The organism is Streptomyces sp. NPDC051051 (assembly GCF_040682975.1).
Lineage (GTDB): Bacteria > Actinomycetota > Actinomycetes > Streptomycetales > Streptomycetaceae > Streptomyces.
Genome location: NZ_JBFBCB010000020.1, coordinates 45,499 through 70,247, shown reverse-complemented (window position 1 = coordinate 70,247; position 24,749 = coordinate 45,499). Strand labels below are relative to the sequence as shown.

Annotated in this window: 25 protein-coding genes; 9 read left to right on the top strand and 16 right to left on the bottom strand. The window is 73.2% G+C overall.

The genetic code is table 11. The features are described 5' to 3' along the window. The first annotated feature begins 128 nt into the window (after positions 1-128). Positions 129-590 (top strand): GNAT family N-acetyltransferase, encoded by a 462-nt coding sequence (locus AB0N31_RS17285; RefSeq protein WP_366059211.1) that lies wholly within the window; start codon positions 129-131, stop codon positions 588-590. A gap of 19 nt (positions 591-609) precedes the next feature. Here AB0N31_RS17285 and AB0N31_RS17280 read toward each other — a convergent pair whose 3' ends face one another. Continuing rightward, the gene (locus AB0N31_RS17280; RefSeq protein WP_094103320.1) at positions 610-744 is read right to left on the bottom strand and encodes a hypothetical protein; all 135 of its coding nucleotides are present in this window, start codon (positions 742-744) and stop codon (positions 610-612) included. A 140-nt stretch (positions 745-884) separates the two neighbouring features. Between AB0N31_RS17280 and AB0N31_RS17275 the strand changes: the two genes are divergently transcribed. Next, positions 885-1,505, top strand: coding sequence for a class I SAM-dependent methyltransferase (locus AB0N31_RS17275; protein WP_366059210.1), 621 nt, complete (start codon positions 885-887; stop codon positions 1,503-1,505). Between the two features lie 361 nt (positions 1,506-1,866). Continuing rightward, positions 1,867-2,436: a hypothetical protein gene (locus AB0N31_RS17270; protein WP_366059209.1), complete on the top strand. Its 570-nt coding sequence runs from the start codon at positions 1,867-1,869 to the stop codon at positions 2,434-2,436. A 235-nt stretch (positions 2,437-2,671) separates the two neighbouring features. On the opposite strand, the gene AB0N31_RS17265 is transcribed toward AB0N31_RS17270, so the two are convergent. Continuing rightward, a complete protein-coding gene (locus AB0N31_RS17265) occupies positions 2,672-3,178 on the bottom strand; it encodes a DUF402 domain-containing protein (RefSeq protein WP_366059208.1) in 507 nt (168 codons plus the stop codon). Beyond that, the gene (locus tag AB0N31_RS17260) at positions 3,159-4,088 is read right to left on the bottom strand and encodes a GNAT family N-acetyltransferase (RefSeq protein WP_366059207.1); all 930 of its coding nucleotides are present in this window, start codon (positions 4,086-4,088) and stop codon (positions 3,159-3,161) included. The genes AB0N31_RS17265 and AB0N31_RS17260 overlap by 20 nt, the downstream gene beginning before the upstream one ends. Before the next feature lie 70 nt (positions 4,089-4,158). On the opposite strand from AB0N31_RS17260, the gene AB0N31_RS17255 reads away from it, so the two are divergent. Next, positions 4,159-4,524, top strand: coding sequence for a GntR family transcriptional regulator (locus AB0N31_RS17255; protein ID WP_366059206.1), 366 nt, complete (start codon positions 4,159-4,161; stop codon positions 4,522-4,524). Between the two features lie 23 nt (positions 4,525-4,547). Here the strand turns inward: AB0N31_RS17255 and AB0N31_RS17250 are convergent, their stop codons facing one another. The 6 genes from AB0N31_RS17250 to AB0N31_RS17225 all read right to left on the bottom strand — a co-directional run bounded on the left by AB0N31_RS17250 (position 4,548) and on the right by AB0N31_RS17225 (position 11,033). Continuing rightward, the gene (locus AB0N31_RS17250; protein ID WP_366059205.1) at positions 4,548-5,369 is read right to left on the bottom strand and encodes a DUF72 domain-containing protein; all 822 of its coding nucleotides are present in this window, start codon (positions 5,367-5,369) and stop codon (positions 4,548-4,550) included. Between the two features lie 15 nt (positions 5,370-5,384). Beyond that, positions 5,385-6,479 (bottom strand): DUF5925 domain-containing protein, encoded by a 1,095-nt coding sequence (locus tag AB0N31_RS17245; protein WP_366059204.1) that lies wholly within the window; start codon positions 6,477-6,479, stop codon positions 5,385-5,387. 144 nt (positions 6,480-6,623) lie between these two features. Next, on the bottom strand, positions 6,624-7,424 hold the full coding sequence (locus AB0N31_RS17240) for a polysaccharide deacetylase family protein (RefSeq protein ID WP_366059203.1): 801 nt from the start codon (positions 7,422-7,424) through the stop codon (positions 6,624-6,626). Further along, complete coding sequence (locus AB0N31_RS17235) at positions 7,421-8,452, bottom strand: glycosyltransferase family 2 protein (protein WP_366059202.1); 1,032 nt, start codon at positions 8,450-8,452, stop codon at positions 7,421-7,423. The genes AB0N31_RS17240 and AB0N31_RS17235 overlap by 4 nt, the downstream gene beginning before the upstream one ends. Next, entirely contained in the window at positions 8,449-9,279 is an 831-nt protein-coding gene (locus AB0N31_RS17230) for a glycosyltransferase family 2 protein (protein WP_366059201.1), read from the bottom strand. The genes AB0N31_RS17235 and AB0N31_RS17230 overlap by 4 nt, the downstream gene beginning before the upstream one ends. A 548-nt stretch (positions 9,280-9,827) precedes the next feature. Continuing rightward, complete coding sequence (locus AB0N31_RS17225; protein ID WP_366059200.1) at positions 9,828-11,033, bottom strand: S8 family peptidase; 1,206 nt, start codon at positions 11,031-11,033, stop codon at positions 9,828-9,830. A gap of 306 nt (positions 11,034-11,339) precedes the next feature. On the opposite strand from AB0N31_RS17225, the gene AB0N31_RS17220 reads away from it, so the two are divergent. Beyond that, positions 11,340-12,146 (top strand): SGNH/GDSL hydrolase family protein, encoded by an 807-nt coding sequence (locus tag AB0N31_RS17220; RefSeq protein ID WP_366059199.1) that lies wholly within the window; start codon positions 11,340-11,342, stop codon positions 12,144-12,146. Between the two features lie 4 nt (positions 12,147-12,150). Here AB0N31_RS17220 and AB0N31_RS17215 read toward each other — a convergent pair whose 3' ends face one another. The 4 genes from AB0N31_RS17215 to AB0N31_RS17200 form a co-directional block, all read right to left on the bottom strand. Further along, positions 12,151-13,788 carry a serine/threonine-protein kinase gene (locus tag AB0N31_RS17215; protein WP_366059198.1) on the bottom strand — a complete coding sequence of 546 codons (1,638 nt, stop codon included), beginning with the start codon at positions 13,786-13,788 and terminating at the stop codon, positions 12,151-12,153. 39 nt (positions 13,789-13,827) lie between these two features. Beyond that, positions 13,828-15,519 carry a nickel transporter gene (locus AB0N31_RS17210; protein ID WP_366059197.1) on the bottom strand — a complete coding sequence of 564 codons (1,692 nt, stop codon included), beginning with the start codon at positions 15,517-15,519 and terminating at the stop codon, positions 13,828-13,830. Next, complete coding sequence (locus tag AB0N31_RS17205) at positions 15,516-17,120, bottom strand: tetratricopeptide repeat protein (protein WP_366059196.1); 1,605 nt, start codon at positions 17,118-17,120, stop codon at positions 15,516-15,518. The genes AB0N31_RS17210 and AB0N31_RS17205 overlap by 4 nt, the downstream gene beginning before the upstream one ends. A gap of 226 nt (positions 17,121-17,346) precedes the next feature. Next, positions 17,347-18,897, bottom strand: a complete 1,551-nt coding sequence (locus tag AB0N31_RS17200; protein ID WP_366059195.1) for a DUF4331 domain-containing protein — start codon at positions 18,895-18,897, stop codon at positions 17,347-17,349. A 205-nt stretch (positions 18,898-19,102) separates the two neighbouring features. On the opposite strand from AB0N31_RS17200, the gene AB0N31_RS17195 reads away from it, so the two are divergent. From AB0N31_RS17195 to AB0N31_RS17185, 3 genes are all read left to right on the top strand, one after another. Next, positions 19,103-19,645, top strand: a complete 543-nt coding sequence (locus AB0N31_RS17195; RefSeq protein ID WP_363089309.1) for a sigma-70 family RNA polymerase sigma factor — start codon at positions 19,103-19,105, stop codon at positions 19,643-19,645. Then, positions 19,642-20,460, top strand: a complete 819-nt coding sequence (locus AB0N31_RS17190; protein WP_366059194.1) for an anti-sigma factor — start codon at positions 19,642-19,644, stop codon at positions 20,458-20,460. The genes AB0N31_RS17195 and AB0N31_RS17190 overlap by 4 nt, the downstream gene beginning before the upstream one ends. A gap of 126 nt (positions 20,461-20,586) precedes the next feature. Next, complete coding sequence (locus AB0N31_RS17185) at positions 20,587-20,862, top strand: hypothetical protein (RefSeq protein WP_363089307.1); 276 nt, start codon at positions 20,587-20,589, stop codon at positions 20,860-20,862. A 9-nt stretch (positions 20,863-20,871) separates the two neighbouring features. Here the strand turns inward: AB0N31_RS17185 and AB0N31_RS17180 are convergent, their stop codons facing one another. The 3 genes from AB0N31_RS17180 to AB0N31_RS17170 are packed head-to-tail and all read right to left on the bottom strand — an operon-like array spanning position 20,872 to position 23,966. Next, positions 20,872-22,074, bottom strand: a complete 1,203-nt coding sequence (locus AB0N31_RS17180) for a CaiB/BaiF CoA-transferase family protein (RefSeq protein ID WP_366059193.1) — start codon at positions 22,072-22,074, stop codon at positions 20,872-20,874. Between the two features lie 33 nt (positions 22,075-22,107). Then, positions 22,108-22,884 carry an ABC transporter permease gene (locus tag AB0N31_RS17175; RefSeq protein ID WP_366059192.1) on the bottom strand — a complete coding sequence of 259 codons (777 nt, stop codon included), beginning with the start codon at positions 22,882-22,884 and terminating at the stop codon, positions 22,108-22,110. Continuing rightward, a complete protein-coding gene (locus AB0N31_RS17170; protein WP_366059191.1) occupies positions 22,881-23,966 on the bottom strand; it encodes an ATP-binding cassette domain-containing protein in 1,086 nt (361 codons plus the stop codon). Before AB0N31_RS17170 ends, AB0N31_RS17175 begins: the two co-directional genes overlap by 4 nt. Before the next feature lie 63 nt (positions 23,967-24,029). On the opposite strand from AB0N31_RS17170, the gene AB0N31_RS17165 reads away from it, so the two are divergent. Continuing rightward, on the top strand, positions 24,030-24,743 hold the full coding sequence (locus AB0N31_RS17165) for a TetR/AcrR family transcriptional regulator (protein WP_366059190.1): 714 nt from the start codon (positions 24,030-24,032) through the stop codon (positions 24,741-24,743). Positions 24,744-24,749: the final 6 nt, after the last annotated feature.

Below are 24,749 nucleotides of genomic sequence, written 5' to 3'. Positions count from 1 at the left end.
GGAACCGGTGCTGATGTGTGCCGGAACCAAGAAACCCCGAAATCACCCGGCGGGGAGCTCCGTCGGCGATCTTTAGGATCCCCTTAAGGACCTGCTGAGGCAGGGATCAGGTAGGTAGCGTGCACGGCATGACCAGCGACGAGATCCGGCCCGCGACACAGGCCGACGTACCGGCCGTCACGGCCGTGACCGATGCCGCGTACCGCCCCTACGTCGAGCGCATCGGCGTCGTGCCGCGACCCATGGAGGCCGACCACGCGGCGGACGTGGCGGCCGGAAAGGTGTTCGTCACCGGGGACCCCGTCATCGGCCTGGTGGTGGTCGAGGAGTCCGGGGAGGGGCCGTCGGGCCACCTGCTCCTCGAGAGCGTCGCCGTCCACCCCGGCGCCCGGGGAACGGGCGTGGGGCGGCGGCTGCTGCACTTCGTCGACGCACACGCGCGTGCGCTGGGCCTGCACGAGGTCAGGCTCTTCACGAACGCGCTCATGTGGGAGAACCAGCGGATCTACCCCAGGTACGGCTACCAGGCCGTGGAGCGCCGGGTCGACGGGCCCTACGACCGCGTCCACTACCGCAAGCGGCTGGACTGACGCGGACCGCGGGCGCGCCTCACCCCTCCGGCCACCAGGTGCGCGCGATGTCCTTGCGCACCTCGGGGCGCCCGGCGGGACGCTCGTCGGTCTCCTCGCGGACCCTGCGGGATTCCGTCTTCTTCAGGGGCTTCTGCACGGTCGTACGGCGCATGGCTGCCTCCTTCGGGGGCCACCGAGTTCCGCGTTCTCACGGAGGCAGACCCGTTCCGGGAGAGTTCCTCATCGCTGCCCGTTCTGTCAGTGGCGGCTGTCACGATTCGAATGTCAGTGGCGGGTGTCACTCTTGAGCCCATGGCAAACCAGAGTGACGGGACGACTTCGGCGCGTGTCGACTGGGACGCGCAGGCCGCCGCCTTCGACGAGGAACCGGACCACGGGCTGCGCGACCCCGAAGTGCGCGCCGCGTGGGCGGACCGGCTGCGCGGCTGGCTCCCGGACCGCCCCGGCGACCTCCTCGACCTCGGCTGCGGCACCGGCAGCCTGTCGCTCCTGGCCGCCGAGCGCGGACACCGCGTCACCGGCGTCGACCTCTCCCCGGCCATGATCGACCGGGCCCGCGCCAAACTCGCCGGGCGTGACGCGGTGTTCCTGGTCGGTGACGCGGCGGCGCCCCCGGTGGGGGAGGAGCGCTTCGACACCGTCCTCGTACGGCACGTGCTGTGGACCCTGCCCGACCCCGGCCACGCCCTGCGGCGCTGGTGCGACCTGCTGCGCCCCGGAGGCCGGCTCGTGCTGGTCGAGGGCGTGTGGGGCACCGTCAGCCCCGTCGGCATACCGGCGGACCGGCTCACCGCCCTGCTGGCCCCGCTCACCGGCCGCGCGCGCGTGGAGCGGCTCTCGGACGACCCGCGGCTGTGGGGGAGGGCGGTGGAGGACGAGCGGTACGCGGTGGTGGCGACCGGGCCCTCCTAGCCGGTCAGAAGCTGTTTCACATCCTCTTTGCGCAGGATTAAGCCATCAAGTGCTGTAACGATTCAGTTTGCCGTTCGGTTGGGCGCCGATGGACGGGCAGACGAACGGCAGCGGAGGGATCTTCAGGCGGCTGCCGCGAGATTGACCGGGAGCGCCCCGGGACAGACGATGCCGGAGTTCCGTGCGCTGGTGGTTGTGAACCACGGTCGCGCTTCCAGTGCCCCCCTCACGGGTGGTTTGGCATCCGGGCAGGGCAAGGGCTGCCGCAGGACAGTGACACTTGGACAGCTGCGGGGGGAATGACCTGACCATCGGGGCGGGAGCCGTCCGCATGCCTTTCCGTCGACCGAGAGGGAGAAGCATGGCGAACGAGTTGAAGTACGGCGACCAGGTGCACCTGCAGAACAGCTACAACAGCTGGACGGGTGGTTACCTGGATACCAACGGCCACAGCAGCGACAGCGGGGCGAAGTACGGGGTGTCGACGGCGGACTCGCCCACGCGTGGAGAGGGCACCGGAACCTGGCAGATCCTCTCCGCCGCTGGCAAAGCCGTTGGTGCCAACGTGGTCAGCGGAGACCTGGTCTACCTGCGGAACCTCTATGGTGGTGACGGCGGCTACCTCGACACCAACGGGCACGCGACCGCCGACCAGAAGAACAGTGGCGGCAAGTTCAACGTCCTGACGTCCAAAGACAAGGACCGCGCCCCCGGCACCGGCCGCTGGCGCCTCTTCGCCCAGGCATCCAGCCCCGGTGACCAGCATGTCCGGCCCGGCGACGTGATCCACTTGTGGAACACCTACGGCGACAACGGCGGCTTCCTGGAGACGAACGGACACGGACCCGCCGGCGGCAAGTACGACGTGTGCACCAACGCCTACTACAACCGGGCACAGAACGTCGGCGACTGGAAACTCCACCGCGCGTAGGCCAGCGCCGGCGAACGTCGCTCACCGCCGTGGCCCAACCGACACTGCCGGGCTCCTCAAAGGGCTCCGGGGCGGCGGCGGTGCGGACCAACGCCACGATGTCCGCCGCTTCTTTCACTTCTGCCGACCAGCCGCAGCAATTTCCGTTCGGGGAATGGTCACCGTGACCGTTCCCCGAACGCATACGTAAAGCTCCCATTTCGGTCTGGCGGCCCTTGACCTGCTGAGGCCGGGTTCAGAAACAGGCACTCAGTTCCCCGAAGCGGTCACCGCGGGCCAGCGCCTCCAGCTCGTCGAGCGCCCTCACCGCGGCGGCCGCCGCCTCCGGGTCCCGCTCGGCCAGCCCGCTCTGCGCGAACTCGTCCTCGTCCAGCCGTCGTACGTCGTCGCCGCCGGCGGAGCGCCACAGGTCCAGGTCGAGATCCTCCACGACCAGCTCGGTGCCGGTGAGGGTCGCCGGGCGGGTGACGTCGCAGTACCAGCCCTTCAACGCGCCGGATGCGCCGCGGACCTCCTTCACGGAGTACCAGCGGTCCCGCCAGTAGTACTCCGTGAAGACGTCACCCGGCTCGAACCGCACGAAGCCGAAGTCCCGTACGCCCTCGCCCGCCCAGGGCGCCCGGACGGCGATCCTGGTGCCGTCGTCGGAGAGCAGCTCGGCGGGGTAACGGATCTTCGTCCGGCCGCCCTTGACGAGGACGACGTCCACGAGCCGGACGGGGTCAGTCGAGTTCACGGGCATGGCGCACCTCTGTCGCGCAGATCTCGTAGCCGAACCACTCGTTGACGGCGAGCATCGGGCCGTTGCCGGTGTCGTTGCCGGTGAACGCCTCCCGGTGTCCCGCGGCGCGGGCACGGTGCAGCGAGGCGTTCTTGACGAGCTTGGCCAGGCCCCGGCCGCGGTGGGCGCGGGCCGTGCCGGTCATGCCCGTGGAGTAGCGGGTCGCGCCGTCCGTACGGGCCGCGGTGAAAGCGGCGGGACGGCCCTCGACGACGGCGACCGCGGTCAGGCCGAGGTCGAGCAGCGGATGCCGCCAGGTCTCCTCCAGCCAGGCCTCGTAGTCGGTGAACCCGGCGTCGATGTCGCCCGGTTCGTCCGCGGTCACCTCGGCGTCCAGCTCGAACAACGGACGGGGGTCGTCCGCGAAGTCGGCGGCGGTGCGCAGTTCGACACCGGCCGGAGGGGCCTGGAGCGGGGGCAGCGCGCCGTTCGCCAGGTCCAGGCGGAGGAAGTGCGCGGAGCGGCTCGCCCGGTAGCCGCGCCGCTCGGCGAAGCCGCGGTCGTCCGGCTCGTCCAGGACCCAGGCGAACGACCGCGTCGCCCCGTGCGCCGCCAGGTGCTCCTCGCCCGCTCGAGTCAGCCTCGACCCCGCCCCGCGGCCCCGGTGCGCGGGGTGCACGTACACGTTGAGGAAGCCCCGCCCGGGTTCCGGGCTGTCGTGGGCGAGGCCCGCCTGGGCCGTGCCGACGATCTCGCCGTCGGCCTCGGCGACGAGCAGGCGGAAACGGGCGTCGGGACGGGTGCGGGTGAGGTCGTGGACCACGGAAGCCGGGGTGGACACCATGAACGGCAGGGCGGCCCGCCGCACCCGGACGAAGCCCTCCACGTCCGCCGGCACCCCGGGGCGCAGATCGCGCACGATGACGGTCATGCGCCGCACGCTATGCGTCCGGCCTGCCGGGATGCCTCCCATTTTCCGGCGGGTGCGGGACAATCGGGCCGTGACCTTGAAGATCGACATCGTTGAGGGCGTCGCGCCGTACGAACAGGTGAGGGCGCAGATCGCCGAGCAGGCCCGGTCGGGGGCGCTGCCCGTGGGCCACCGGCTGCCCACCGTGCGGGGCCTGGCCGAGTCGCTGGGCCTGGCGGCGAACACGGTCGCCAAGGCCTACCGGGCGCTGGAGACGGACGGCGTGATCGAGACCCGCGGGCGCAACGGCACGTTCGTCGCCGCCGCGGGCTCGGCGGCGGAGCGGGAGATCGCCGCCGCCGCGCAGACCTACGCGGAGCGGGCCCGCCGGCTGGGCCTGGGCGAGCAGGAGGCCCTGGCGGCGGTCCGGGACGCCCTGCGGGCGGCCGGCGGCTGAGAGGTGCGCCGGGGGCGGACCCCTTATCGGCCGGCCGGCAGGGTGCTCGCGCGCGTCGTTCCGGGAGGGCCGGCCGCTCGGCCCGCCGTCACCGCGAGGGTCCGCGTCGGGCGCAGTCCCGCCCGCTCCGCGAGTCGCCCGAACAGCAGCGCGTTCTCCACCGCCGCGCCGCCGGGATCGTTGTTGAAGTAGGCGTACACGTCGGTGTCGGCCTGCCAGGTGGTGGCGATGCGGTCGACCCAGGTCTCCAGCGCGCGCCGGCCGTAGTGCGGCCACGGGTGGGCGCGGCCCTGGTGGAAGCGGACGTAACCCCAGTCGGTGGTCCGCCACAGCGGGGTCACCGGGCGGGACCGGGCGTCGGCCCAGCACAGGGCCGCGCCCCGGCGCTCCAGGACCGCGCGGACCCGGGGAGTCCACCAGGAATCGTGGCGGGGTTCGACGGCGACCCGGGTGCCGGACGGGAAGCGGGCCAGGCAGGTGTCCAGCAGGTCGGGGTCGGCGCGCAGGGTCGGCGGCAGCTGGAGCAGGACCGGACCCAGCCGGTCGCCGAGTCCGGCCGCGTGGGTCGTCAGGCGCCGCACGGGCTCCTCGGGGTCCCGCAGCCGCTTGACGTGGGTGAGGTAGCGGCTGGCCTTGACCGCGACGACGAAGTCCGGCGGGACCCGTTCGGCCCAGGACGCGAAGGTCTCCCGCGAGGGCAGCCGGTAGAACGCGTTGTTGACCTCGACGGTGGTGAAGTGCGCCGCGTACTCCTCCAGCCACCGCCGCACGGGCACGTCGGCCGGGTACAGGACGCCCTTCCAGTCCTGGTACTGCCAGCCCGACGTGCCGACGAACAGGGTCACGCATCCATCAAAGCACTACAGGTACAGCCCGGCGTCGGCCCCGCCGCGGGGCTCCGGCAGCGACGTGGGGGAGGTGCCCCGGCGCAGTGCGTACAACTCGGCGAGGGTGGCGCCCTCGCGGCCGACGCCCTCCTCGGTGCCGAGCCAGTCCACCGCCTCCCCGCGGGTCAGCGACCCGACCTCGATGCGGGCCAGGCAGCGGCCCGGCCGCACGACCGCCGGATGCAGCCGTTCCAGGTCCTCGTTGGTGGTCACCCCGACCAGGACGTTGCGCCCCTGGCCGAGCAGGCCGTCGGTGAGGTTGAGCAGCCGGGAGAGGGCCTGGCCCGCGGTGTGCTTGGCCTCGCCGCGGATCAGCTCGTCGCAGTCCTCCAGCAGGAGCAGCCGCCAGCGGCTCTTGCCGGGGCCGTCCTCCTCGCCGATCGCGATGTCCATCAGATAGCCGACGTCGGAGAACAGGCGCTCGGGGTCCAGGACGCAGTCGACCTGGCACCAGTCCCGCCAGGAGCGGGCGAGGGTGCGCAGCGCGGAGGTCTTGCCGGTGCCGGGCGGGCCGTGCAGCAGGAGCAGCCGGCCGGCGATGTCGTCGGGGGTCGTCCCCATCAGGCGGTCCATCGCCTCGGCGACGGGGGCCGTGTAGTTGGGGCGGATCTCGTCCCAGGTGCCCGCGGCGATCTGGCGGGTGGTGCGGTGCGGACCGCGCCGCGGGGAGACGTACCAGAAGCCCATGGTGACGTTCTCCGGCTGGGGCTCGGGCTCGTCCGCCGCGCCGTCGGTCGCCTCGTCGAGCACCTTCGCGGCGAGTTCGGCGCTGGTCGCGGTGACGGTGACGTCCGCGCCGCGGTTCCAGCGGGACACCAGCAGCGTCCAGCCGTCGCCCTCGGCGAGCGTGGCGCTGCGGTCGTCGTCGCGGGCGACGCGCAGCACGCGCGCGCGGGGCGGGACCAGGTCGGCGCCGGGGCGGACGCGGTCGATGTTCACCGCGTGGGAGTACGGCTGCTCGCCCGTCGCGAAGCGGCCGAGGAACAGCGCGTCGACGACGTCGGACGGGGAGTCGGAGTCGTCGAGGTTGAGCCGCATCGGCAGGGCGTCGTGTGGGTGCGCGGACATGCCCGCCATGATCCGGCACCGGCGGTCCGTGTGCACCCGGTTTCCGTACTGCGCGCCGGTGTGTCGGATCCGTCCGGTACGCACGGTGTGCCGGACGGCGCGGCCGGGGCCTGCTCCCCCGGCCGCGCCGTCCGTCTCGGACCGTCAGACCGGGGCGCCGGCCGTCCTGCGGTGGATCCGCCGGACTCCGCGGACCACCGCGTATCCCTTGGTGAGGGCGCGGTCCCGGGCGAAGGTGCGGGCGACGGCGCGTCCGTCGAGGAGCCGCTCGAACTCCTCGACGCCGGTGCCGCGCCGCACGGTCACCCGCCGCAGGGCGTACGGCCCCTGCGCGCGCCGGGCCAGCGCGTTGCCGACGGCGAGCGCCTGGGCGAAACCGTGCTCCCGCACGGCCGTGCGCACCCGTCTGCTGGAGTAGCCGTACGGGTAGGCGAACGAGACCGGCAGGGCGCCCAGTTCGCCGGCGACGATGTCCCGGCAGCGGGCCAGCTCGGCGTGCAGTGCGGTGTCGTCGAGCTGGTCGAGCTGCGGGTGGCTGTGGCTGTGGCCGCCGATCTCGACGCCCGCGTGGGCCAGTTCGCGCACCTGCCGCCAGTCCAGCATGGCGTCCGGGCCGCCGCCGGTGTCGTACGCGCCGCGGAGCCAGCCGGTGGACACGAACAGGGTGGCCGGGAAGCCGTGTTCGGCCAGGGCGGGCAGGGCGTGGCGGTGCACGCCCTCGTAGCCGTCGTCGAAGGTGATCAGGACGGGCAGGGTGGGCAGCGGGCGGCCGGAGCGCCAGCGGGCCGCGAGGTCCGCGGTGGTGAGCGGGGTCAGGCCCCGCTCGGCGATCAGCGCCATCTGCCCGGCGAACGCCGCCGGGGAGACCGAGAGGGACCGGGTGGCGTCGTTCGGGTCGGACGCGACCGCGTGGTACATGAGGATCGGGATCCGCGCCTGTGTCATGCGGCGGCCTCCGGGTCCGCCTCGGCGGGCGCGTCGACGCGTACCTGCGAGAACGTCGTCCCGTTGCGCCGCGCCCGTACGCTGCCCACCACGTAGCCGGCGGCGGCGGTGAGCACCCCGGCGACGATCGCGCCCGCGCGCCGGGCCCCTCCGGGGCGGGCCAGCGCCTGGTCGCGCAGCCCCCGGGCCACCCCGGCCGGCAACACGCGCGTGGCGTACCGGCGTTCGGACTCCAGGCCCTTGCCGACGCCGACACTGCGGGCGACGAGCGCCTTGGACAGGCCCTCGGCGTAGGTGCGGGTGCGGAAGTACGCGAAGTGCTCGCGCGCCTCGGGCACCCTGTGGTGGATGACCGCGCGGTCGTCGACGAGCAGGACGGCGTCGGGTCTGGCGCGGCCGATCCGGATGCACAGCTCGGTCTCCTCGCCGCCCAGCGGCCGCTCGTCGCCGTCGCGGCCGATGCCGGTGGCGAAGCCGCCCGCGAGGTCGAACGCGGTCCGCCGGAAGGAGGCGTTGCCGCCGAGGACGTTGCGGACCCGGACCAGGCCGGGCGGCAGGCCCCGGTAGGAGCAGCCCACCACCCAGTCGAACTCGTCGGGGAACCAGTCGGGCCGCCGTCCGGATGCCCACACCGGCTCGGTCCGGCCGCCGACGGCCATCACCCGCGGGTCGTCGTAGGCGGCGGCGAAGCGGCTCAGCCAGTCGCGTTCGGCGACGGCGTCGTCGTCGAGGAAGGCGACGACCTCGCCGCGGGAGGCCGCGATGCCGGTGTTGCGGCCGGCCGACAGTCCGCGCGGGCCCGCGTTGGGCAGCACCCGCACCCCGGTGACCTCCTCGTACTCCCGGGTCAGCCGGTCCAGGAGCACCGGGTTGTGGTCGACGACCAGCAGGGTCTCCAGGGCCGGCCGGCTCTGTGCGCGCACCGAGGAGACCGCCGCGAGGATGTCCTCCCAGCGGTCCTCGGTGTACACGCAGACGACGACGGAGACGCGGACGGGCGGACCGGCCGGGGCGTCGTTCGCGCTCAAGACACCTCTCCCCGGCCCCCGTCGAGCATCCGTGCGCGGCGGCCGCCGCGGCGCAGCGCCCGGCGGTTGGACCGTTCACCGATGATCACCCGCAGCACCCGCAGCCCGTCGCGCACGGCGCGCAGGTTGCTGACGCCGTGGATGCGCAGGTACTCGTGGCTCGGGATCTCCTGCACTCTCAGTCCGGCCTTGACGACCCGGATGTTCATCAGGGTCTCGACCTCGAAGCCGGTGCAGTCCAGGTCGATCTTGTCCAGGCAGTGCCGCCAGAAGGCGTTGTAGCCGTAGCACAGGTCGGTGTAGCGGGCGCCGAACTTGCGGTTGACGACGGCGCACAGGACGCGGTTGCCGAGCCGGCGGACGAAGGTCATGTCGTCGGTGCCGCCGCCGTTGGCGAAGCGGGAGCCCTTGGCGAAGTCCGCGCCCGAGACGAGGGCGGAGACGTACGACACGATCTCGTTGCCGTCGGCGGAGCCGTCCGCGTCGACCATCACGATGATGTCGCCGCTGCACGCCTCGAAGCCGGTGATGAGGGCGTCGCCCTTGCCCCGGCCCTGCTGCCCCACGACCTTGACGCCGGGCCACAGTTCCCGCGCGACCTCGACGGTGGCGTCGGTGGAGTTGCCGTCGACCAGCACCACTTCGTGGATCCAGTCCGGCAGGGTCTTGAAGACGTACGGAAGGTTCTCGGCCTCGTTCATCGCCGGGATGACGACGCTCACCGGTGGCGTGATGGCCAGGTGAGAGGAGATGGGCCGGTACTTCCCGGCGGTCGACGGGGCCTGACGATCCTGGCCCGGTGTCGCCGGATGCAGAACGGAACTCATGAGTCTGGTCCCTCTCGTCCGGTGGACCGCCCACCCCCGGGCGGCCCGGATGTAAGTCCGGTTCGAAAGGGGGGTTGTTGCGTCACCCACGGCCGCACGGCATGACGGAAGACCTCTCCGTCGGCCCTGCGACCCGGCATGGCGGAAGACCTCTCCGCGCACCCCGGGTGAGCTGGCAAAGCTGGCCGGCCACCGGAAAGACGGCAGCCGACTGCGCGGCACGACCCGGTCACCAGGTTCGGTCACCGGGCACGGCACCCCCCTACCGCGCCCCGCGCCGGAAGCCGTCGCGGTCCTTGAGCCCTCCCCTAGAGCCGCTTACCGACGGTCCGATGCGGGTGAGATGTCTGACGGTATTGACGAATGCGCCCGTATGGCAAGACCTGGAACGAGGCCTCACCTTTTTGTTCGTTTGACCGTTACACAACGGGTCGTCCCGTGCCGGGACGGACCTCGATGATCAGGAACCTGACACAAACGCTCCCCGGAGGCCGGGTGGGCCTCCGGGGAACGGGGGTGTGACCGGTCGCCGCCTCAGCGGCGTCGGGTCACGGGACGATCTTCAGCAGGCGGTTCGGCGAGCCGGTGCCCGCGCCGGTGACCTTGCCGGTGGTCGCGCCGTCGACCAGCGCCGTGGCGACCTGGGCCGGGGTGGCCGAGGCGTGGCCCGACAGGTAGATCGCGGCCGCGCCCGCGACGTGCGGAGTCGCCATCGACGTACCGGAGATGGTGTTGGTGGCGGTGTCGCTGGTGTACCAGCCCGCCGTGATGGAGGAGCCGGGGGCGAAGATGTCCAGGACCGAGCCGTAGTTGGAGTAGCTGGCCCTGGCGTCGGTGCTGGTGGTGGCGCCGACCGTGATGGCCTCGGTGACCCGGGCCGGGGACGACGAGGAGGCGGTGGTGCTGCTGTTGCCCGCCGCGACGGCGTAGGTGACGCCGCTGGCTATGGAGCGGCGCACGGCCGCGTCCAGGGTGGTGGAGACGCCGCCGCCGAGCGACATGTTGGCGACCGAGGGCCCGGAGTGGTTCGCGGTCACCCAGTCGATGCCCGCGATCACCCCGGCCGTGGTGCCGGAGCCGGAGTTGTTCAGCACCCGGACGGCCACGATCTTCGCCTTCTTGGCGACGCCGTAGGTGGTGCCCGCGATCGTGGTGGCGACGTGGGTGCCGTGGCCGTTGCCGTCCTGGGCGACGTTGTCGCCGTCGACGGCGTCGTAGCCGTTGACGGCCCGGCCGCTGATCTGGGAGTGCGTGATGCGTACGCCGGTGTCGATGACGTAGGCCGTCACACCGCTGCCGGCGGAGTCCGGGTAGGTGTAGGTGCCGGACAGCGGGAGCGAGGTCTGGTCGATGCGGTCCAGGCCCCAGGGGGCGCTGGACTGCGTGGCGTCCACGTGCACGGTCTGGTCCTGCTCCACGGCGGCGACCGCGGGGTCGGCGGCCAGTCTCCTCGCCTCGGCGGCGGAGAGGGTCGCGGTGTAGCCGTTCAGCGCGGCGCCGAACGTCTTCTTCACCGAGCCGCCGTAGCCCTTGATGAGGTCCTTGCCGGTCGCCGAGGACGCCTTGAAGCCGGCGTCCTGCTTGAGGGTGACGATGTAGCTGTCCTTGACGGCGGTGGGGGAACCGGCCGCGAGGACCCTGCCCTCGGCCGGGGCGGCCTGGGCGGGGAGCGCGGTCAGTCCGCCGACGAGGGCGGCGGCCGCCACGGTGGCGGCGGCGGAGACGCGGACCTTGTTGCTGCGAAGGTGTGCCATTACGAGGGAGTCCTCCTCTAGGCGGCGCGCGCCGGGGTGGGGCGCGCGTCTGTGGGGGGTGCGCGGGGTGTTCGCGCACACGGCGTCGAGCGTCGCGGCGTACCGCTCTCGGCCGGGGTAAAGACTCCGTCATCTACCGCCGTAGAACAAGGGTGTTGAAAGACAGTCAACGAATTTGACGTGCCCACGTAACAAACAGGAGGTGATCGATCGCCGGGAACCTCGACAAACTTGGCATGAACACTTCCCGTCAACGCGCGTAGTTGGTAACAAGGTTGCCGCAGAGATCCTGCTAAGGGAGGTTCCATGAGACGTTCCCGCATTGCCGTACTCGTCAGTTCACTCCTCCTCGCCCTCGGCGCTGCCCTCACCGGGGCGGCCTCGGCCCAGGGAGCCCAACTCGCCGCGACCGGGGGCTATGTGGCCCTCGGCGACTCCTACTCCTCAGGTGTCGGATCCGGCAGCTACATCAGCTCCAGCGGCGACTGCAAGCGCAGCACGAAGGCCTTCCCGTACCTCTGGAACGCCGCACACGCCCCCGCCTCGTTCTCGTTCACCGCTTGCTCGGGCGCTCGAACGGGTGATGTTCTCGCCGGACAGCTCGGCCCGCTCAACTCCTCCACCGGCCTGGTCTCCATCAGCGTCGGAGGCAACGACGCCGGCTTCGCCGACGTCATGACCACCTGCGTCACCAGCTCCGACAGCACCTGCCTCAGCCGCATCAACACCGCGCGCTCCTACGTCAGCTCCACGCTGCCCGGCCAGCTCGACAGCGTCTACTCGGCGATCCGCTCCAAGGCGCCCGCCGCCCGCGTCGTCGTCATCGGCTACCCCCGCTTCTACCAGCTCGGCACGACCTGCCTGGGACTGTCCGAGACCAAGCGCACCGCCATCAACAACGCCTCCGACCTCCTCAACAGCGTCACCGCCCAGCGCGCCGCCGCCCACGGCTTCGTCTTCGGGGACGTCCGCACCACCTTCACCGGCCACGAGATCTGCTCCGGCAGCTCCTGGCTGCACAGCGTCAACTGGCTCAACATCGGCGAGTCCTACCACCCGACCGCGTCCGGTCAGTCGGGTGGCTACCTGCCGGTCCTCGACAGCGCCGCCTGAGCCGTCACTGCGAGGGCGACGCGGAGGGGGAGGCCCCGCCCGACGGGGCCTCCGTCTCGCACGTGACCGAGAACGGCACCGAGTTCGACGTCACGCGACTCGGCTCGCGCACCTCGACACCGATCGCGTTGCGGTACGTCCCGCTCTCGGCGTGCGTGGTCACGACCACTCTGTCCTGCCCCGACTTCCCGCCGCCCGCCGGAAGGTCCAGAGTCCGCCAGCCCGCGTCCACGAGTTCGCCCTTCTCCGACACCCACCGGTAGGACACCTGCGCGGGCAGCCGGTCCACCGTGACGGTCACCGTGAACGTGGGCGCCTGCGCGTCCGGCGGCGGGCAGGACCCCGAGTAGTCCGTGTGCGAGCCGGTGACCGTGACCGCCACGGACTGCGGCGGAGCCTCGCTCGTGGGACTCCCGCTCTCGCTCGGACTCGCGTCCGGCGAGGGCTCCCCGCTGTCCGAGGTCTCGCTCTCCCGCGGCGTCGCGGACGGACTCACGCCCTGCGAACGGCTGTTGACGACGTCCCCGCCACCACTGCCACTGCCGTCGCCCCCGTCCCCCCGGCTCAGCAGCGCGTACGTCAGCCCGCCGACCGCCAGTGCCAGCGCCGCCACTCCGGCGATCAGCACCCCCGCGGTGCGCCGGTCACGGCCGGGCCCGGTCCGGGTGGTGTCCCCCTGCGGACCGGGCCAGGGCGGAGCCGGCGACGGCGTCGGCAGCGGCTCGGTGCGTGACGTCGCCGGGGGCCCGGCGGCCGTCGGCGGATACGGCGTCGCCGCCCGGAACGTGCCGGGCCGGGCGGTGCCGCCCGCGGCGACGACCCGCAGATCGGCCTCGGCCACCTCGGCCGGCACCCGTTCGGCCGGGTCCTTGCGCAGCAGCCCTTCGATGACGGGGGCCAGCGCGCCCGCCCGGCGCGGCCGCGGCAGCTCCTCGTCGACGATCGCGCGCAGGGTGCTCAACGGCGTGTCGTGCCGGAAGGGGGAGTTGCCCTCCACCGCCGCGTACAGCAGCACGCCCAGCGACCACAGGTCCGACTCGGGGCCCGGCGTGCGGCCCAGCGCCCGCTCCGGCGCGAGGAACTCGGGCGAACCGATGACCTCGCCGGTCATGGTGAGCGCCGAGGTGCCCTCGACGGAGGCGATGCCGAAGTCGGTGAGCACCACCCGGCCGTCGTTGGACATCAGCACGTTGGCCGGTTTCACGTCCCGGTGCAGCACGCCCGCCCCGTGCGCCGACCGCAGCGCGGCCAGCACCTCGGCCCCGATGTGCGCGGCCCGCGCGGGCTCCAACGGGCCTTCCGCGTCGAGCAGTTCGGCGAGGGAGATGCCCCGTACCAGCTCCATGACGATCCACGGCCGGCCGTCCTGCACGGCCACGTCGTACACCGTCACCACATTGCGGTTCGCCACCCGGGCGGCGGCCCAGGCCTCTCGCTCCAGCCGGGCGTACAGCCGCTCGACGTCCGAGGCAGGCAGTCCGGCCGGGGCGCGGACCTCCTTGACGGCGACCTCGCGGTGCAGCACCTCGTCCCGGGCCCGCCACACCGTGCCCATGCCGCCCTCGCCGAGCGGGGACAGCAGACGGTAGCGGCCCGCGATCAGACGCTCACTGCCGGGCTCTTCGGTCACCGCGCACCCCATTCCCCCTTCGCATCCTGGTGAATACCTCCCCAACGTAGCTCAGACCAGCACGGATGCGACCCCCTTGAGCACCAGCCCGGCACCGAGGGCCACGACCACCAGCGCCGACCACAGGGGCAGGTTCCGGCGCACCAGCGCCACCGCCGGGTGGCCGGTCCGGCGCGGGCTCCGGTCCAGCAGCCGGGCCGCACCCGCGCCCAGCCGGACGACGGCGAACCCGGCGGCCGTCAGGGTCAGGGCCAGCCCGATCCCGTACGCGACGACGAGCAGCAGTCCGAACCAGGCGTGGCCGAGGGCCGCGGCACCGACCAGCACGACGACGGCGGAGGGACTGGGGACCAGCCCTCCGGCGAAGCCGAGCAGGATCGTGCCGCGCAGGGTCGGGGCGGTGGGGTGGCTGTGGGTCACACCGCCGTGGGTGTGCGTGTGGGTGTCCGTGTCCGTGTGGTGGTGCCCGTGATCGTGCCGGTGCTCGCCGTCGTGCCGGTGCTCGCCGTCGTGGCGGTGATGATGGTCGTGGTCGTGGTCGTGGTGGGTGTGGTCGTGGCCGTGTTCGAGATCGCGCGGGTGCTCGTGGGCGGTGGCCCGGCCGGGGTGTTCCGCGGGCGCGCCGACGAGGGCCGGCCGACGGGCGGGCGGCTTCGCCGGCCGGTGCGGACGCGGGTGCGGACGGGGATGCCGGTGCCCGGTGCCGTGTCCCCGGTGGTGCCAGGCCCGTCGTACGAGGGTCGTGCCCGCGAACAGGACGAGGGCGCCGCTGGCCAGGCCCAGCCAGGCGACCACCGACGGCGCGGCGGCCGAGCCGGCGGTGACCAGGAGGCCGAGGGCGACCACGCCGAGGGTGTGGGTGACGGTGACGGACGCGGCCAGGGGCAGGACGTCCTTGAAGCGGGCCCGGTCGCCGCGGGCGGCCGCCGTCGCGGCCATGAGGGTCTTGCCGTGCCCCGGCGCGAGGGCGTGCATCGCACCGAGGCCGACGGCGAGGACCAACGCCAGCGCGGCGAAACCGAGGGTGAGGTGCTGCCGGGCGACCAGGCCGTCCAGGGCCCGCGTCCAGCGGTCCGCGCCCCGGGGCAGCACGGACGCGGCGGGCGCGTCGTCCTCCTCCTCGGCGAGCGCCGCGCCGCCGGGCCGCACCCGCAGGGAAGCGGTCGCGGTGTCGGCGGGTGAGGACAGCAACTCGGCCGGATAGCGCGTCAGTTCGTCCGACACCGACTTCCGCGGTACGTCCGCGTCGGTGAGCGCCATCCGGTCGCCGCGCGCGGTGATCTCGCGCCAGCCGGGTCCGGAGGAGGCGCCCGCGCTCCGGAAGGTGAGCGACACCGACGCGGCCTCGGGCAGCGGAGCGGTCAGCCGGCACCGTACGCGCAGGGTGTCGAGCCCGGCCTGTCCCGGCCGCAGGTCGGCCTCCGCGGCGCCGGCCGTGAGGGCGACCGTACGGCCGTCGACGGTGAGGCGGCTGCCCGCGGCGGCCGTGGCACACCGCTGTCGGGCCCACCCGGCCGGACCGAGCCGCTCGACGTCCGGCTTCGCCTGGGTCGCCGGGATCTCCGCGAGGTCCTCCACGTGATCGACGCGCAGCTGACCGGGGGCGGCCACGAGGCCGTCGTAACGGTTGACGGTGAAGTTGCCCAAGGGGTGCGCGCTCGCACTGGCGGAAGGGAACAGGGCGAGCGCGCACCCGGCCGTCAGGGCGGCCGCGCAGGAGGCGAACACGCGACGGAGCGTCACTCGGCCGCCTCCAGCGTCTTCAGGGCGGCACGGGCCTCGCGGGCCCCGAGGGACGAGAAGCCCGGGTTCAGCTCCAGGGCCGCGGTGAGGTGGGTGCGGGCGTCGTCCGGGTGGCCCGTGGCCCGTTCGATCACGCCCCGGTGATAGAGGAAGGCGGCGTTGCCGTAACCGGTGGCCGTGGCCCGCCGGGCGTAGTCGAGCGCCTCGTCGTCCTCGCCGTTGACGTGCAGGGCCCAGGCGAGGGCGTCCGCGGTGTGCACCGTCCGGCGGCGGTCCCATTCGGCGCGGGCCGCGCGCAGTGCCGCCGCCCTGTCGCCGTGGTCGGCGGCGGCGAGCGCGGTGTCCAGGTCGGCGTTGACGCCGTTGGCGCGGGCGAGCGCCGTCCAGGCGTCGACGAGCCGGTACCGGGCCCGCGCCCTCGCCGCGTCGCCCTCGCCGCCGCGCACCTCGTACAACTCGCCCAACTCGACCAGCGGGCCGGGGAGCGGGAAGCGGGCCACCACGTTCTCCAGCCCCTCGATCGCCTCCGCCTGCCGGCCGCTCGCCGCCAGGGCGCGGGCGCGGCCCTCCAGCGCCGGGAGGTAGTCCTCGTCGGCGGCGAGGGCGCGGGCGTAGTGGGTGAGGGCGGTGTCGTCGTCGCCCTGGTTCCAGGCGAGCTGGCCGAGCTGGGTGGCCACGTAGGCGATGTCGCCCGGCGTGGTCGAGGCCGCGAGCGCCCGGTCCAGGACCCGGCGGGCGGCGGGGACGTCGCCGCGCAGCTCCTGGACGTATGCGTAGCGGGTGAACACCGGTACGCCGGGACGCCGTTCGTCGGCCGTGCGGGCCGCCCGCGCCGCCTCCTCGTACCGGCCCAGCTCGACGAGCGCGTCGATGCGGGAGCACAGGGCGCGTTCGTTGTAGGGGTTCAGCTCCAGGGCCCGGTCGGCGTGGGCGAGCGCGTCGGCGAACTCGTGGCGGGCCGCGGCGAGCGCGGCACGGCCGGACAGGGCCTGGTCGTTGTCCGGGCGCAGGGCGAGGGAGCGCTTCAGCGCCTGCTCGGCCTGCGGGTAGCGGGAGGGGTCGCCCTGGGTGCGGGCCTGCTCGACGTAGGCGAGGCCGAGGGTGGCCCAGCCGCCGAAGTCCTTCGGCTGGTCGCGGAGGTGGGCCTGGAGCGAGGCGATGCCGGTGCCGAGGTCGGCGGCCGCGAGCAGACCGGGGGAGACCGCGGCGGCCGTCACCACCGGCGCGTCCCCGCCGTCCCGCACCGCGCCGAACGCGATCGCCCCCGCGGTGAGACCGACGGCCAGCATGGCGGCACAGGCCCCGAGCTGCACGGACCGCCAACGGCGCCCCGCGGCGGCGACCCGCCGAACGGCGGCGACCCGCTCGTCGGCGGGGGCGGCTGCTTCGGGGGTCCCGGTGGCCGGGGCGGTCCCGGTGGCCACGGCCACCCGGGGTTCGCCGGTCGGCTCGACGGCGTCGGCGGTCTTTGTCGCCTCCGGCCGTGCCGTCGGCGGGCCCGCCGCTTCCCCGGACGCCGTTTCCTCGGCCGGGGCGGTGGCACCGGGCCCGGAGGCCGGCCGCTCGCGCTCCGGTCCGCCGTCGTTCGTACGCGGGGGCATGCCCTCTCCTCGGTCGCCTGGGGTGAATCGTCCTGCGCTGGTGCGTGGGGGTGGCGCGGCCCGCGCCGTGGGGGACGAGTACGCGGGCCGCGCCCGTCGGTGGGGCGGGCGGGGGAGTGCAGGATTCTCCCCCGCCCGCCCGGACTAAGGGGGGCCGGGGTGCACAGGGCCTCACGTGGGGATCATGCCGGGCTCGCAGGGTCCGGCCTGATCCGAACGAAAGACCCTAGCCCCGGTACGCCCGTCGGCCGTGGCCGCCGCTCGTCCGGCGCCACCACATCAGCCCGCCGCCGATGAGCAGGATTCCGGCCGCGCCGGCGCCCGCCGAGGCGGCGATCACGGTGGTGTCCGTCCCGGACGTGGTGCCCGCGGGCCGGAGCGCGTCGCCGAGCTGGTTGCGGACGTCGTTGCCCGTGCTGACGCCCTTGGCGAGCGGGCCGCGTGACCCCTCGGTCGGCAGCGCGACGTAGGGGAAGGCCTTCTCGAAGTGCTTGTCGTTCTTGTCGACCGCGTCACCCAGGTCGTTCTTGGCGCCCAGCAGTTCGCCCTCGACGACCTGGAGCGAGGCGTCGATCACGTCGTCGGTGAGCCGGCGCCCGTTGGGGAAGCCCGCGTTGTCGCCGTCCAGCACGCCGAGCCGCTTGGGGGAGGCCGTCGGCTTGATGGAGGTGTTGAGGCGCAGCTCCTCCGAAGGCGTCACGTGCGGAGGTTGGTTGAGTCCCTTCACACCCTTGAGGAACACGTCCACCAGGTCGTTGCGCGGCTCGGCGGGTGCCTTGATCTTGTAGATCGCCTCGATGAGCTTCGGCAGCTCCGGGTGGGTGACGTTCTTCAGGAACTGCGCGTCGTCCTTCGGCTCGGACGCGTTGAACCTGTCCTTGTCCTTGATGGGGTTGACGACCTCGTTGACCAGCGGGTTGCCCAGCCGGGACACCTGGGACCAGTAGCCCTGCGCGTTGCGGCGCTGGGTGGTCGACCAGATGCCCACGACCGGCTGGTGCTCGGACTCGGCGATCAGGTCCGTCGGCACCTGGAGGGCGATCGAGTTGACGTTGTAGCCCTTGAGCGTGTCGTTGCCGACCTCGGAGAGGTTCCCGCCGTACAGCAGGTCGAAGACGCGCAGGTCGAGGAAGAACGGGTCGTCGGCCTGGCCGGCGAAGGTCTGCGCGCCGTTGGGGAGCTTGTGGACCGCCTGCTTGCGCAGCTTGGCGTAGTCCGGCATCGAGGCCTTGCCGACGTCCGACGGCGCCACCGGCACGTCGTCCGCGAGCTTCGTCGTGTGGACCTCCTTCCCCTTCTTCAGCTTGACCAGTTCGAGGTCGTACGTCTGAGTCACGTTCAGGTCGGGGTCGTCCAGACTCTCGACCGCCCCGGTGTTGTACAGGAACGTCTTCTTGTTCTTCACGTGCGTCTTGAAGGTGTAGCGGAAGAGCAACTCGCCCTGTGCGTCACCGTTGTTGTCGATGTGGAGGTCGTACTGGGCGTCCTCCGCGAACGGGAAGAAGTTCGGGCCGCCGGCCGGCTCCTCGAACGGGATCCAGTTCGCGACGATCGTCGTGGTGTCCGGTTTGTCCGGGCTCACGAAGGCGTACACGTCGGTGTTGTCGTACTGCGGGGTGCCCGAGATGAGCGGGGCCTCCCGGTGGCTGGAGGCGGCCGCCTCCCCGGGTGCCAGCGTGGCGACGCCGGCGGCCGCGAGACCCCCGGCGGCCAGTGCCCCGCATATGAGGGTCGCGACGCCCCTGCGTCCGGATCCGCTCCTGGAGATAGCTGTCATGCCGTCCGTCCTCAGTGCCAACTTGCCTGACGGACAGTGATACGGAATGGGGACGCCGGCTGGATTGGTCGGAATCCAAAAACTTTTTCTTTCCTGCTCACCCGCGTTTTCGCTCCTGGAATCCGTACCCCTGCCGGAGGTGTGTGCGTTGCGAGTGCCTGGTATGACGGGACGGCCGGGATGCGGCCGCGGGGAGGGGGACCGGATGGAGGCGGACGAGCTGCTGGTGCTCGTCGCGGGAGGCGACCAGAACGCATTCGAACGGCTCTACGCCATCGTGTCCGGGCCGGTGTTCGGACTCGTGCGGCGCGTCGTGCGGGACCCGGCGCAGTCGGAGGAGGTCTCCCAGGAGGTGCTGCTCGAACTCTGGCGCTCCGCCGCCAGGTTCGACCCCCGGCGCGGCAGTGCGCTGTCGTGGATCCTCACTCTCGCCCACCGCCGCGCCGTCGACCGGGTGCGCAGCGCCCGCGCGGCCGGCGAGCGCGAGCAGCGCGAGGCGCAGCGCGCCCACCACCCCGCCTTCGACCAGGTCACCGAGGAGGTGGAGGCCGGTCTGGAGCGGGAGTGGGTACGCCGCTGCCTCGACCGGCTGACGGCCCTGCAGCGCCAGTCCGTCACCCTCGCCTACTACGACGGCTACACCTACCGCGAAGTCGCCGAGCGGCTCTCGCTGCCGCTGGGCACGGTCAAGACCCGGATGCGCGACGGACTCACGCGGCTGCGCCACTGCCTGGGAGGTGCCGCATGAGCGTCCTCGACTTCCTCCGCCGCGAGGACCTGCACTCGCTGGCGGCGCCCTACGCCCTCGACGCCCTCGAATCCGGCGAGCGGCGCCGCTTCGAGAAACACCTGAGCGGCTGCGACCGCTGCGCCGCCGAGGTGCGCGCCCTGTCCGAGGACGCCGTCCGGCTGGCCTGGTCGACGGCCGCGCAGCCCCCGGCCGCGATGCGGGACCGGGTCCTGGCCGCCGTACGGACGACGCCGCAGGAGCCCGCGCGTGAGCCGTCGCGGGAGCGCGCGCCCCAACTGCCGCCGCACGTCTGGGGCATGCGGCCGCCGCCCGGACGCTCCCGTGCGCCCCGGGCGCGCCGCCCGCTGTTCGTGCCGTTCGCCACCGCGACGGCCGCCGCCGCGCTCGTCGTCGCCTCCCTCTTCGCGGTCCAGGCCGGTCGCACCCAGGACCAGCTCGACGCCGAGCGGGCCCGGGCACGTGAGATCGCCCACGTTCTCGCCGCTCCGGACGCCCGTGCGAGCACCGGCGAGGACGCGCGGGGCGGCACGATCGGAGTGATCGCCTCCGCTTCGGCGGGCGAGGCGGTCGTCACGTTGAGCGGACGCGACGGGCTGCCCGGCGGGCGGGTGCACCAGCTCTGGGTCATGCGCCCCGGTGCGCAACCGCGCTCCCTCGGCCTCTTCGAGGGTGACACGCCTCTGGTCGCCACCGGGCTCGAGCCCTCGTCGACGTCACTCGCCGTGACCGTCGAGCCCGACGGGGGATCACCACGGCCCACTACGCAGCCGGTTGTCCAACTCACCCTGAAATCGGTCGGATTCGGAGAGTAATGGCGGAGGGGTCGTCAACCCCCTTACGGGGAAGGTGATTCCTGGGGCCGCGATACACGTGTGCCTCGCCGGGACGATAGGGTTACCCTGCCCGGGCCGGGTGGACTCGTACGGGTGGGGAGTGACATGGAACAGATAACGATGCGCAGCAGGGCGAGGGTCCCTGCGATCACCTGCGGGAGCAACGCGACCAGTTCGCGTCTCGACCGCCATCTCTCGGTGCTGGCGGGCCCCGCCATACCGCAGCGGGAGACGGTCGAGGCGACCTCCCTCATGCGGGAACTGACGTCGCGCGCGCCCGCCCACCGCAGTCCGAGGGGCGCCCGGATCAGCGGGGTCTCGCTGTTCGCGCCGCTGCGCCGACTGCGCCGTTCGCTGTTCGGCAGCAACAACAAGCACTGAGGCCCGCGCTCAGGAGGCCACACCGTCCCGGCGCAGCGCTGCGATCTCCTCGTCCGTCATCCCCACGGCACGCAGCACGGCTTCGGTGTGCTCCCCGAGCGCGGGCACAGGCCCCATCCGCGCCTCCACTCCACCCGGCAGTGTGATCGGAGGCAGCAGCGCCCGCAACGGCCCGACCGGCGAGTCCACCTCCCGCCACCGCCCCCGGGCCGCCAGCTGCGGATGCCCGGCCACCTCGTGCAGATCCCGCAGCCGCGCGCACGCGATGCCCGCGGCCTCCAGGCGCGCCAGCGCCTCGTCGGCGTCCAGCGCGCCCAGCGCCCCCGCCACCAGCGCGTCGGTGCGCTCCCGGTGCGCGACCCGCGCCGCGTTCGTCGCGTACGCCGGGTCACTCCCCAACTCCGGTCGCTCCAGCACCAGCTCCGCCAGTCGGCGCCACTCCCGGTCGTTCTGCACCGACAGCAGCACCCGCCCGCCGTCGGCCGTCGGATAGGCGTCATAGGGCGCGATCACGGCGTGCGCGAGGCCGGTGCGCGCGGGGGCCGTGCCGCCGTGCATCGCGTGGTGCAGCGGATGTCCCATCCACTCGGCGAGCGCCTCCAGCATCGACACCTCCACCGGCCCGCCCCGCCCGGTCGTCCCGCGCCGCACCAGCGCCGCCAGCACGCCCGAGAAGGCGTACATGGCCGCCGCGATGTCCGCCGCCGGGATGCCCGCCTTCACCGGCTGCGCGGGCGTCCCCGTCACCGACACCAGCCCCGCCTCGCACTGCACGAGCATGTCGTACGCCCTTTTGTTCGCGTACGGCCCCGACGCGCCGTACCCGGAGATGTCGACCGCGACCAGGCGCGGGTGCGCGGCGCACAGGGTGGCGGCGTCCAGGCCGAGCCGGGCCGCCGCGCCCTGCGCGAGGTTCTGCACGAACACGTCCGCGCCCGCGACCAGCCGGCGTACGACGTCCAGGCCGCGCGGGTCCTTCAGGTCCAGCGCGATGGACTCCTTGCCGCGGTTGCACCACACGAAGTGCGAGGCGAGGCCGCGGGCGGCGGTGTCGTAGCCGCGCGCGAAGTCGCCGCCGTCGATCCGCTCGACCTTGATCACCCGGGCGCCGAGGTCGGCGAGCTGCCGGGTGGCGAACGGGGCCGCGACGGCCTGCTCGACGGCGACGACGGTGAGGCCCTCCAGGGGCAGAGGCAGAGGCTGCTGGTCCATGAGGTGGATCATGTCCCGGGCGGCCCCGGTCTGTCATGGCCGCGCGTACCGCCGCACGGCGAGCGGCGCGAACACCGCGATCAGCAGCCCGCACCAGGCCAGTGACCCGGCGACCGGATGCGCCACCGGCCAGGCGGAACCCTCGGGGACCGGCGCGTTCCCGAACAGGTCCCGCAGCGCCGTCGTCACCGCGCTGATCGGGTTCCACTCGGCGAGCGCGCGCAGCCAGCCCGGCAGGTCGCCGGTCGGGATGTAGGCGTTGGACAGCAGGGGCAGCACGAAGGTCGCGCTGCCGAGCTGACCGGCCGCCTCCTCGCTGCGGGACAGCAGCCCGAGGAAGACGCCCGCCCAGGCGCAGGCGAACCGGAACAGCAGGAGCAGCGCCACCGCGCCGGTCGCGGCGAGCGCCGAACCCTCGACGCGCCAGCCCACGGCGAGCCCGACCAGCAGGAACGGCACGGTCCCCGCCGCCGTGACGACGAGATCGGCCACCGCCTGCCCCAGCGGCACCGCGGCCCGGCTCACCGGAAGCGTGCGCAGTCGGTCCGTCACGCCCCGGTGGACGTCCTGAGCCGCCTGGAACATGCCGGTCATGATCCCGTTGGCGGCGGTCGCCACCAGCAGGCCCGGCACGAGGAAGGAGCGGTACTCGGCACCCGGCATCGCCAGCGCGCTGCCGAAGACGTAGCCGAAGAAGAGCAGCATGGTGATCGGCATGGTCTGGGTGAGGATCACCAGCGCCGGGTTGTTGCGGACGCGCAGCAGCTGGCGGCCCAGCATGGCCGTGCCGTCGAGGACGAGGGCGCTCATGCGGCGGTCTCCTCGCCGTCGGCTCCGGCGGGGCGGTCGCCGGACCGACGGTCGACGATCGGGCGTTCGCCACCGGCGGGGTCCTCCGTGAGCCGTTCGCCACCGGCGCGGCCGTCCGCGGGTCGGCCGTTCGTGCGCCCGGAGGTCGTGAGCCGGCCGTCCGTGAGTCGCAGGAACACCTCGTCGAGGGTGGGCGGCCGGAGCGTGACGTCGAGCAACGGCACGCCCGCCGCGTCGAGTTCGCGGACCAGCCGGGGCAGGGTGAGCGTGCTGTCGCGGGTGACCGCGCCGACGGCGGCCCGCGCGTGGTCGAACGACGGCTCGCCGCCCGTGAGGCGGTCCAGGACGCCCGCCGCCCTCGGCAGGACGGCCGGGTCCGCGACGACGGCCTCCGCGTACGAGCCGATCAGCGCCTTGAGGCGTTGCGGCGAGCCGGTCTGCGCGACGCGACCCCGGTCGAGCAGCGCGATGTCGTCGGCGAGCCGGTCGGCCTCCTCCAGGTACTGGGTGGTCAGCACGACCGCCGTGCCCTCGTCGCGCAGCTCGCGGACGGCGGTCCACACCTCGTCCCGGCCGGCCGGGTCGAGGCCGGTGGTCGGCTCGTCGAGGAACAGCACCCGCGGCCGGCGGACCAGGCTCGCCGCGAGGTCCAGGCGCCGCCGCATCCCGCCCGAGTAACCCGACGCGGCACGGTCGGCGGCCTCCGTCAGGCCGAAGCGCTCCAGCAGCGCGTCGACGCGCCCGGCGGGCCCGCGCACCCGGTGCAGCCGGGCGAACAGCCGCAGGTTCTGCCGGCCGGTGAGGTCGCCGTCGACCGTCGTGTCCTGTCCGGTGACGCCGATGACGCGCCGGACGGCCGCCGCCTCGCGGACGAGGTCGTGCCCCGCGATCCGGGCCGACCCGCCGTCCGGTCGCAGCAGCGTCGTCAGCAGGCGTACGGCGGTCGTCTTGCCCGCCCCGTTGGGCCCGAGGATCCCGCAGACCGTGCCCTGCGGGACGGCGAGGTCCAGGCCCCGCAGGGCACGCACCGCCCCGAAACGCTTCTCCAGACTCTCACTAAGTACACCGTACGTAGTAGTCATGGGGTGACCATAGCGCACTACGTACGGTGTACGTAACTACGATGGTGGCCGAGGTGATGACCGATGGCGGGCCGAGCGGCCGTACCCGAAGTGATCTGGGCCCGTCCCGAGCGGACGGGCCGGGGGCCGAAGCCCGCGTACACGCGTGCCGACATCGCGGCGGCGGCCGTGCGGATCGCCGACGCGGAGGGGCTCGACGCGGTGTCCATGCGGCACGTCGCCGCCGAGCTGGGCTGCGGCACCATGTCGCTGTACAACTACGTCCCCCGCAAGGAGGACCTGTACGAGCTGATGGTCGACGCGGTCGGCGGCGAGCACGAGCTGTGGGAGCCGGGCGGGGACTGGCGGGCCGACATGCTGAGGGTGGCGAGGCAGACCCGCGAGCTGATGCACCGGCATCCGTGGCTGCCCCGGCTGATGTCGCCGGTCTACGGGTTCAGCCCGAACGCGCTGCGGTACCTGGAGCACTGCCTGGCCTGCCTGGACCCGCTGGACATGACGTACGGCATGAAGATGCAGCTCGTCGGCATGCTCAACGGGGTCGTGACGATGTACGTCTCCAACGAGCTGGCCACCGCCGAGCGGACGCGGTCGCTGCCGTGGTCGGAGGAGCAGGAGAACGCGGCGCGGATCGGCTACCTGGGGAGCCAGGTCGCCACCGGGGCCTACCCGCGGATGGCCGCGGCCTTCTCCGAGGATCCCGGGCCGATCGACCTGGAGGCCGTGTTCGGGTTCGCGGTGGAGCGGGTGCTGGACGCCTTCGCGCCCAGGCCGTGAACACGC

Bases quoted from the DNA above. Each gene is read 5' to 3' on its own strand.
- AB0N31_RS17275 (WP_366059210.1), top strand. From the start codon at position 885: ATGGCAAACCAGAGTGACGGGACGACTTCGGCGCGTGTCGACTGGGAC.
- AB0N31_RS17215 (WP_366059198.1), bottom strand. From the start codon at position 13,788: ATGGGGTGCGCGGTGACCGAAGAGCCCGGCAGTGAGCGTCTGATCGCG.
- AB0N31_RS17260 (WP_366059207.1), bottom strand. From the start codon at position 4,088: ATGACCGTCATCGTGCGCGATCTGCGCCCCGGGGTGCCGGCGGACGTG.
- AB0N31_RS17270 (WP_366059209.1), top strand. From the start codon at position 1,867: ATGGCGAACGAGTTGAAGTACGGCGACCAGGTGCACCTGCAGAACAGC.
- AB0N31_RS17180 (WP_366059193.1), bottom strand. From the start codon at position 22,074: ATGGACCAGCAGCCTCTGCCTCTGCCCCTGGAGGGCCTCACCGTCGTC.
- AB0N31_RS17195 (WP_363089309.1), top strand. From the start codon at position 19,103: ATGGAGGCGGACGAGCTGCTGGTGCTCGTCGCGGGAGGCGACCAGAAC.
- AB0N31_RS17205 (WP_366059196.1), bottom strand. From the start codon at position 17,120: ATGCCCCCGCGTACGAACGACGGCGGACCGGAGCGCGAGCGGCCGGCC.
- AB0N31_RS17245 (WP_366059204.1), bottom strand. From the start codon at position 6,479: ATGTCCGCGCACCCACACGACGCCCTGCCGATGCGGCTCAACCTCGAC.
- AB0N31_RS17265 (WP_366059208.1), bottom strand. From the start codon at position 3,178: ATGCCCGTGAACTCGACTGACCCCGTCCGGCTCGTGGACGTCGTCCTC.
- AB0N31_RS17230 (WP_366059201.1), bottom strand. From the start codon at position 9,279: ATGAGTTCCGTTCTGCATCCGGCGACACCGGGCCAGGATCGTCAGGCC.
- AB0N31_RS17285 (WP_366059211.1), top strand. From the start codon at position 129: ATGACCAGCGACGAGATCCGGCCCGCGACACAGGCCGACGTACCGGCC.
- AB0N31_RS17170 (WP_366059191.1), bottom strand. From the start codon at position 23,966: ATGACTACTACGTACGGTGTACTTAGTGAGAGTCTGGAGAAGCGTTTC.
- AB0N31_RS17200 (WP_366059195.1), bottom strand. From the start codon at position 18,897: ATGACAGCTATCTCCAGGAGCGGATCCGGACGCAGGGGCGTCGCGACC.
- AB0N31_RS17175 (WP_366059192.1), bottom strand. From the start codon at position 22,884: ATGAGCGCCCTCGTCCTCGACGGCACGGCCATGCTGGGCCGCCAGCTG.
- AB0N31_RS17280 (WP_094103320.1), bottom strand. From the start codon at position 744: ATGCGCCGTACGACCGTGCAGAAGCCCCTGAAGAAGACGGAATCCCGC.
- AB0N31_RS17185 (WP_363089307.1), top strand. From the start codon at position 20,587: ATGGAACAGATAACGATGCGCAGCAGGGCGAGGGTCCCTGCGATCACC.
- AB0N31_RS17190 (WP_366059194.1), top strand. From the start codon at position 19,642: ATGAGCGTCCTCGACTTCCTCCGCCGCGAGGACCTGCACTCGCTGGCG.
- AB0N31_RS17165 (WP_366059190.1), top strand. From the start codon at position 24,030: ATGGCGGGCCGAGCGGCCGTACCCGAAGTGATCTGGGCCCGTCCCGAG.
- AB0N31_RS17225 (WP_366059200.1), bottom strand. From the start codon at position 11,033: ATGGCACACCTTCGCAGCAACAAGGTCCGCGTCTCCGCCGCCGCCACC.
- AB0N31_RS17220 (WP_366059199.1), top strand. From the start codon at position 11,340: ATGAGACGTTCCCGCATTGCCGTACTCGTCAGTTCACTCCTCCTCGCC.
- AB0N31_RS17240 (WP_366059203.1), bottom strand. From the start codon at position 7,424: ATGACACAGGCGCGGATCCCGATCCTCATGTACCACGCGGTCGCGTCC.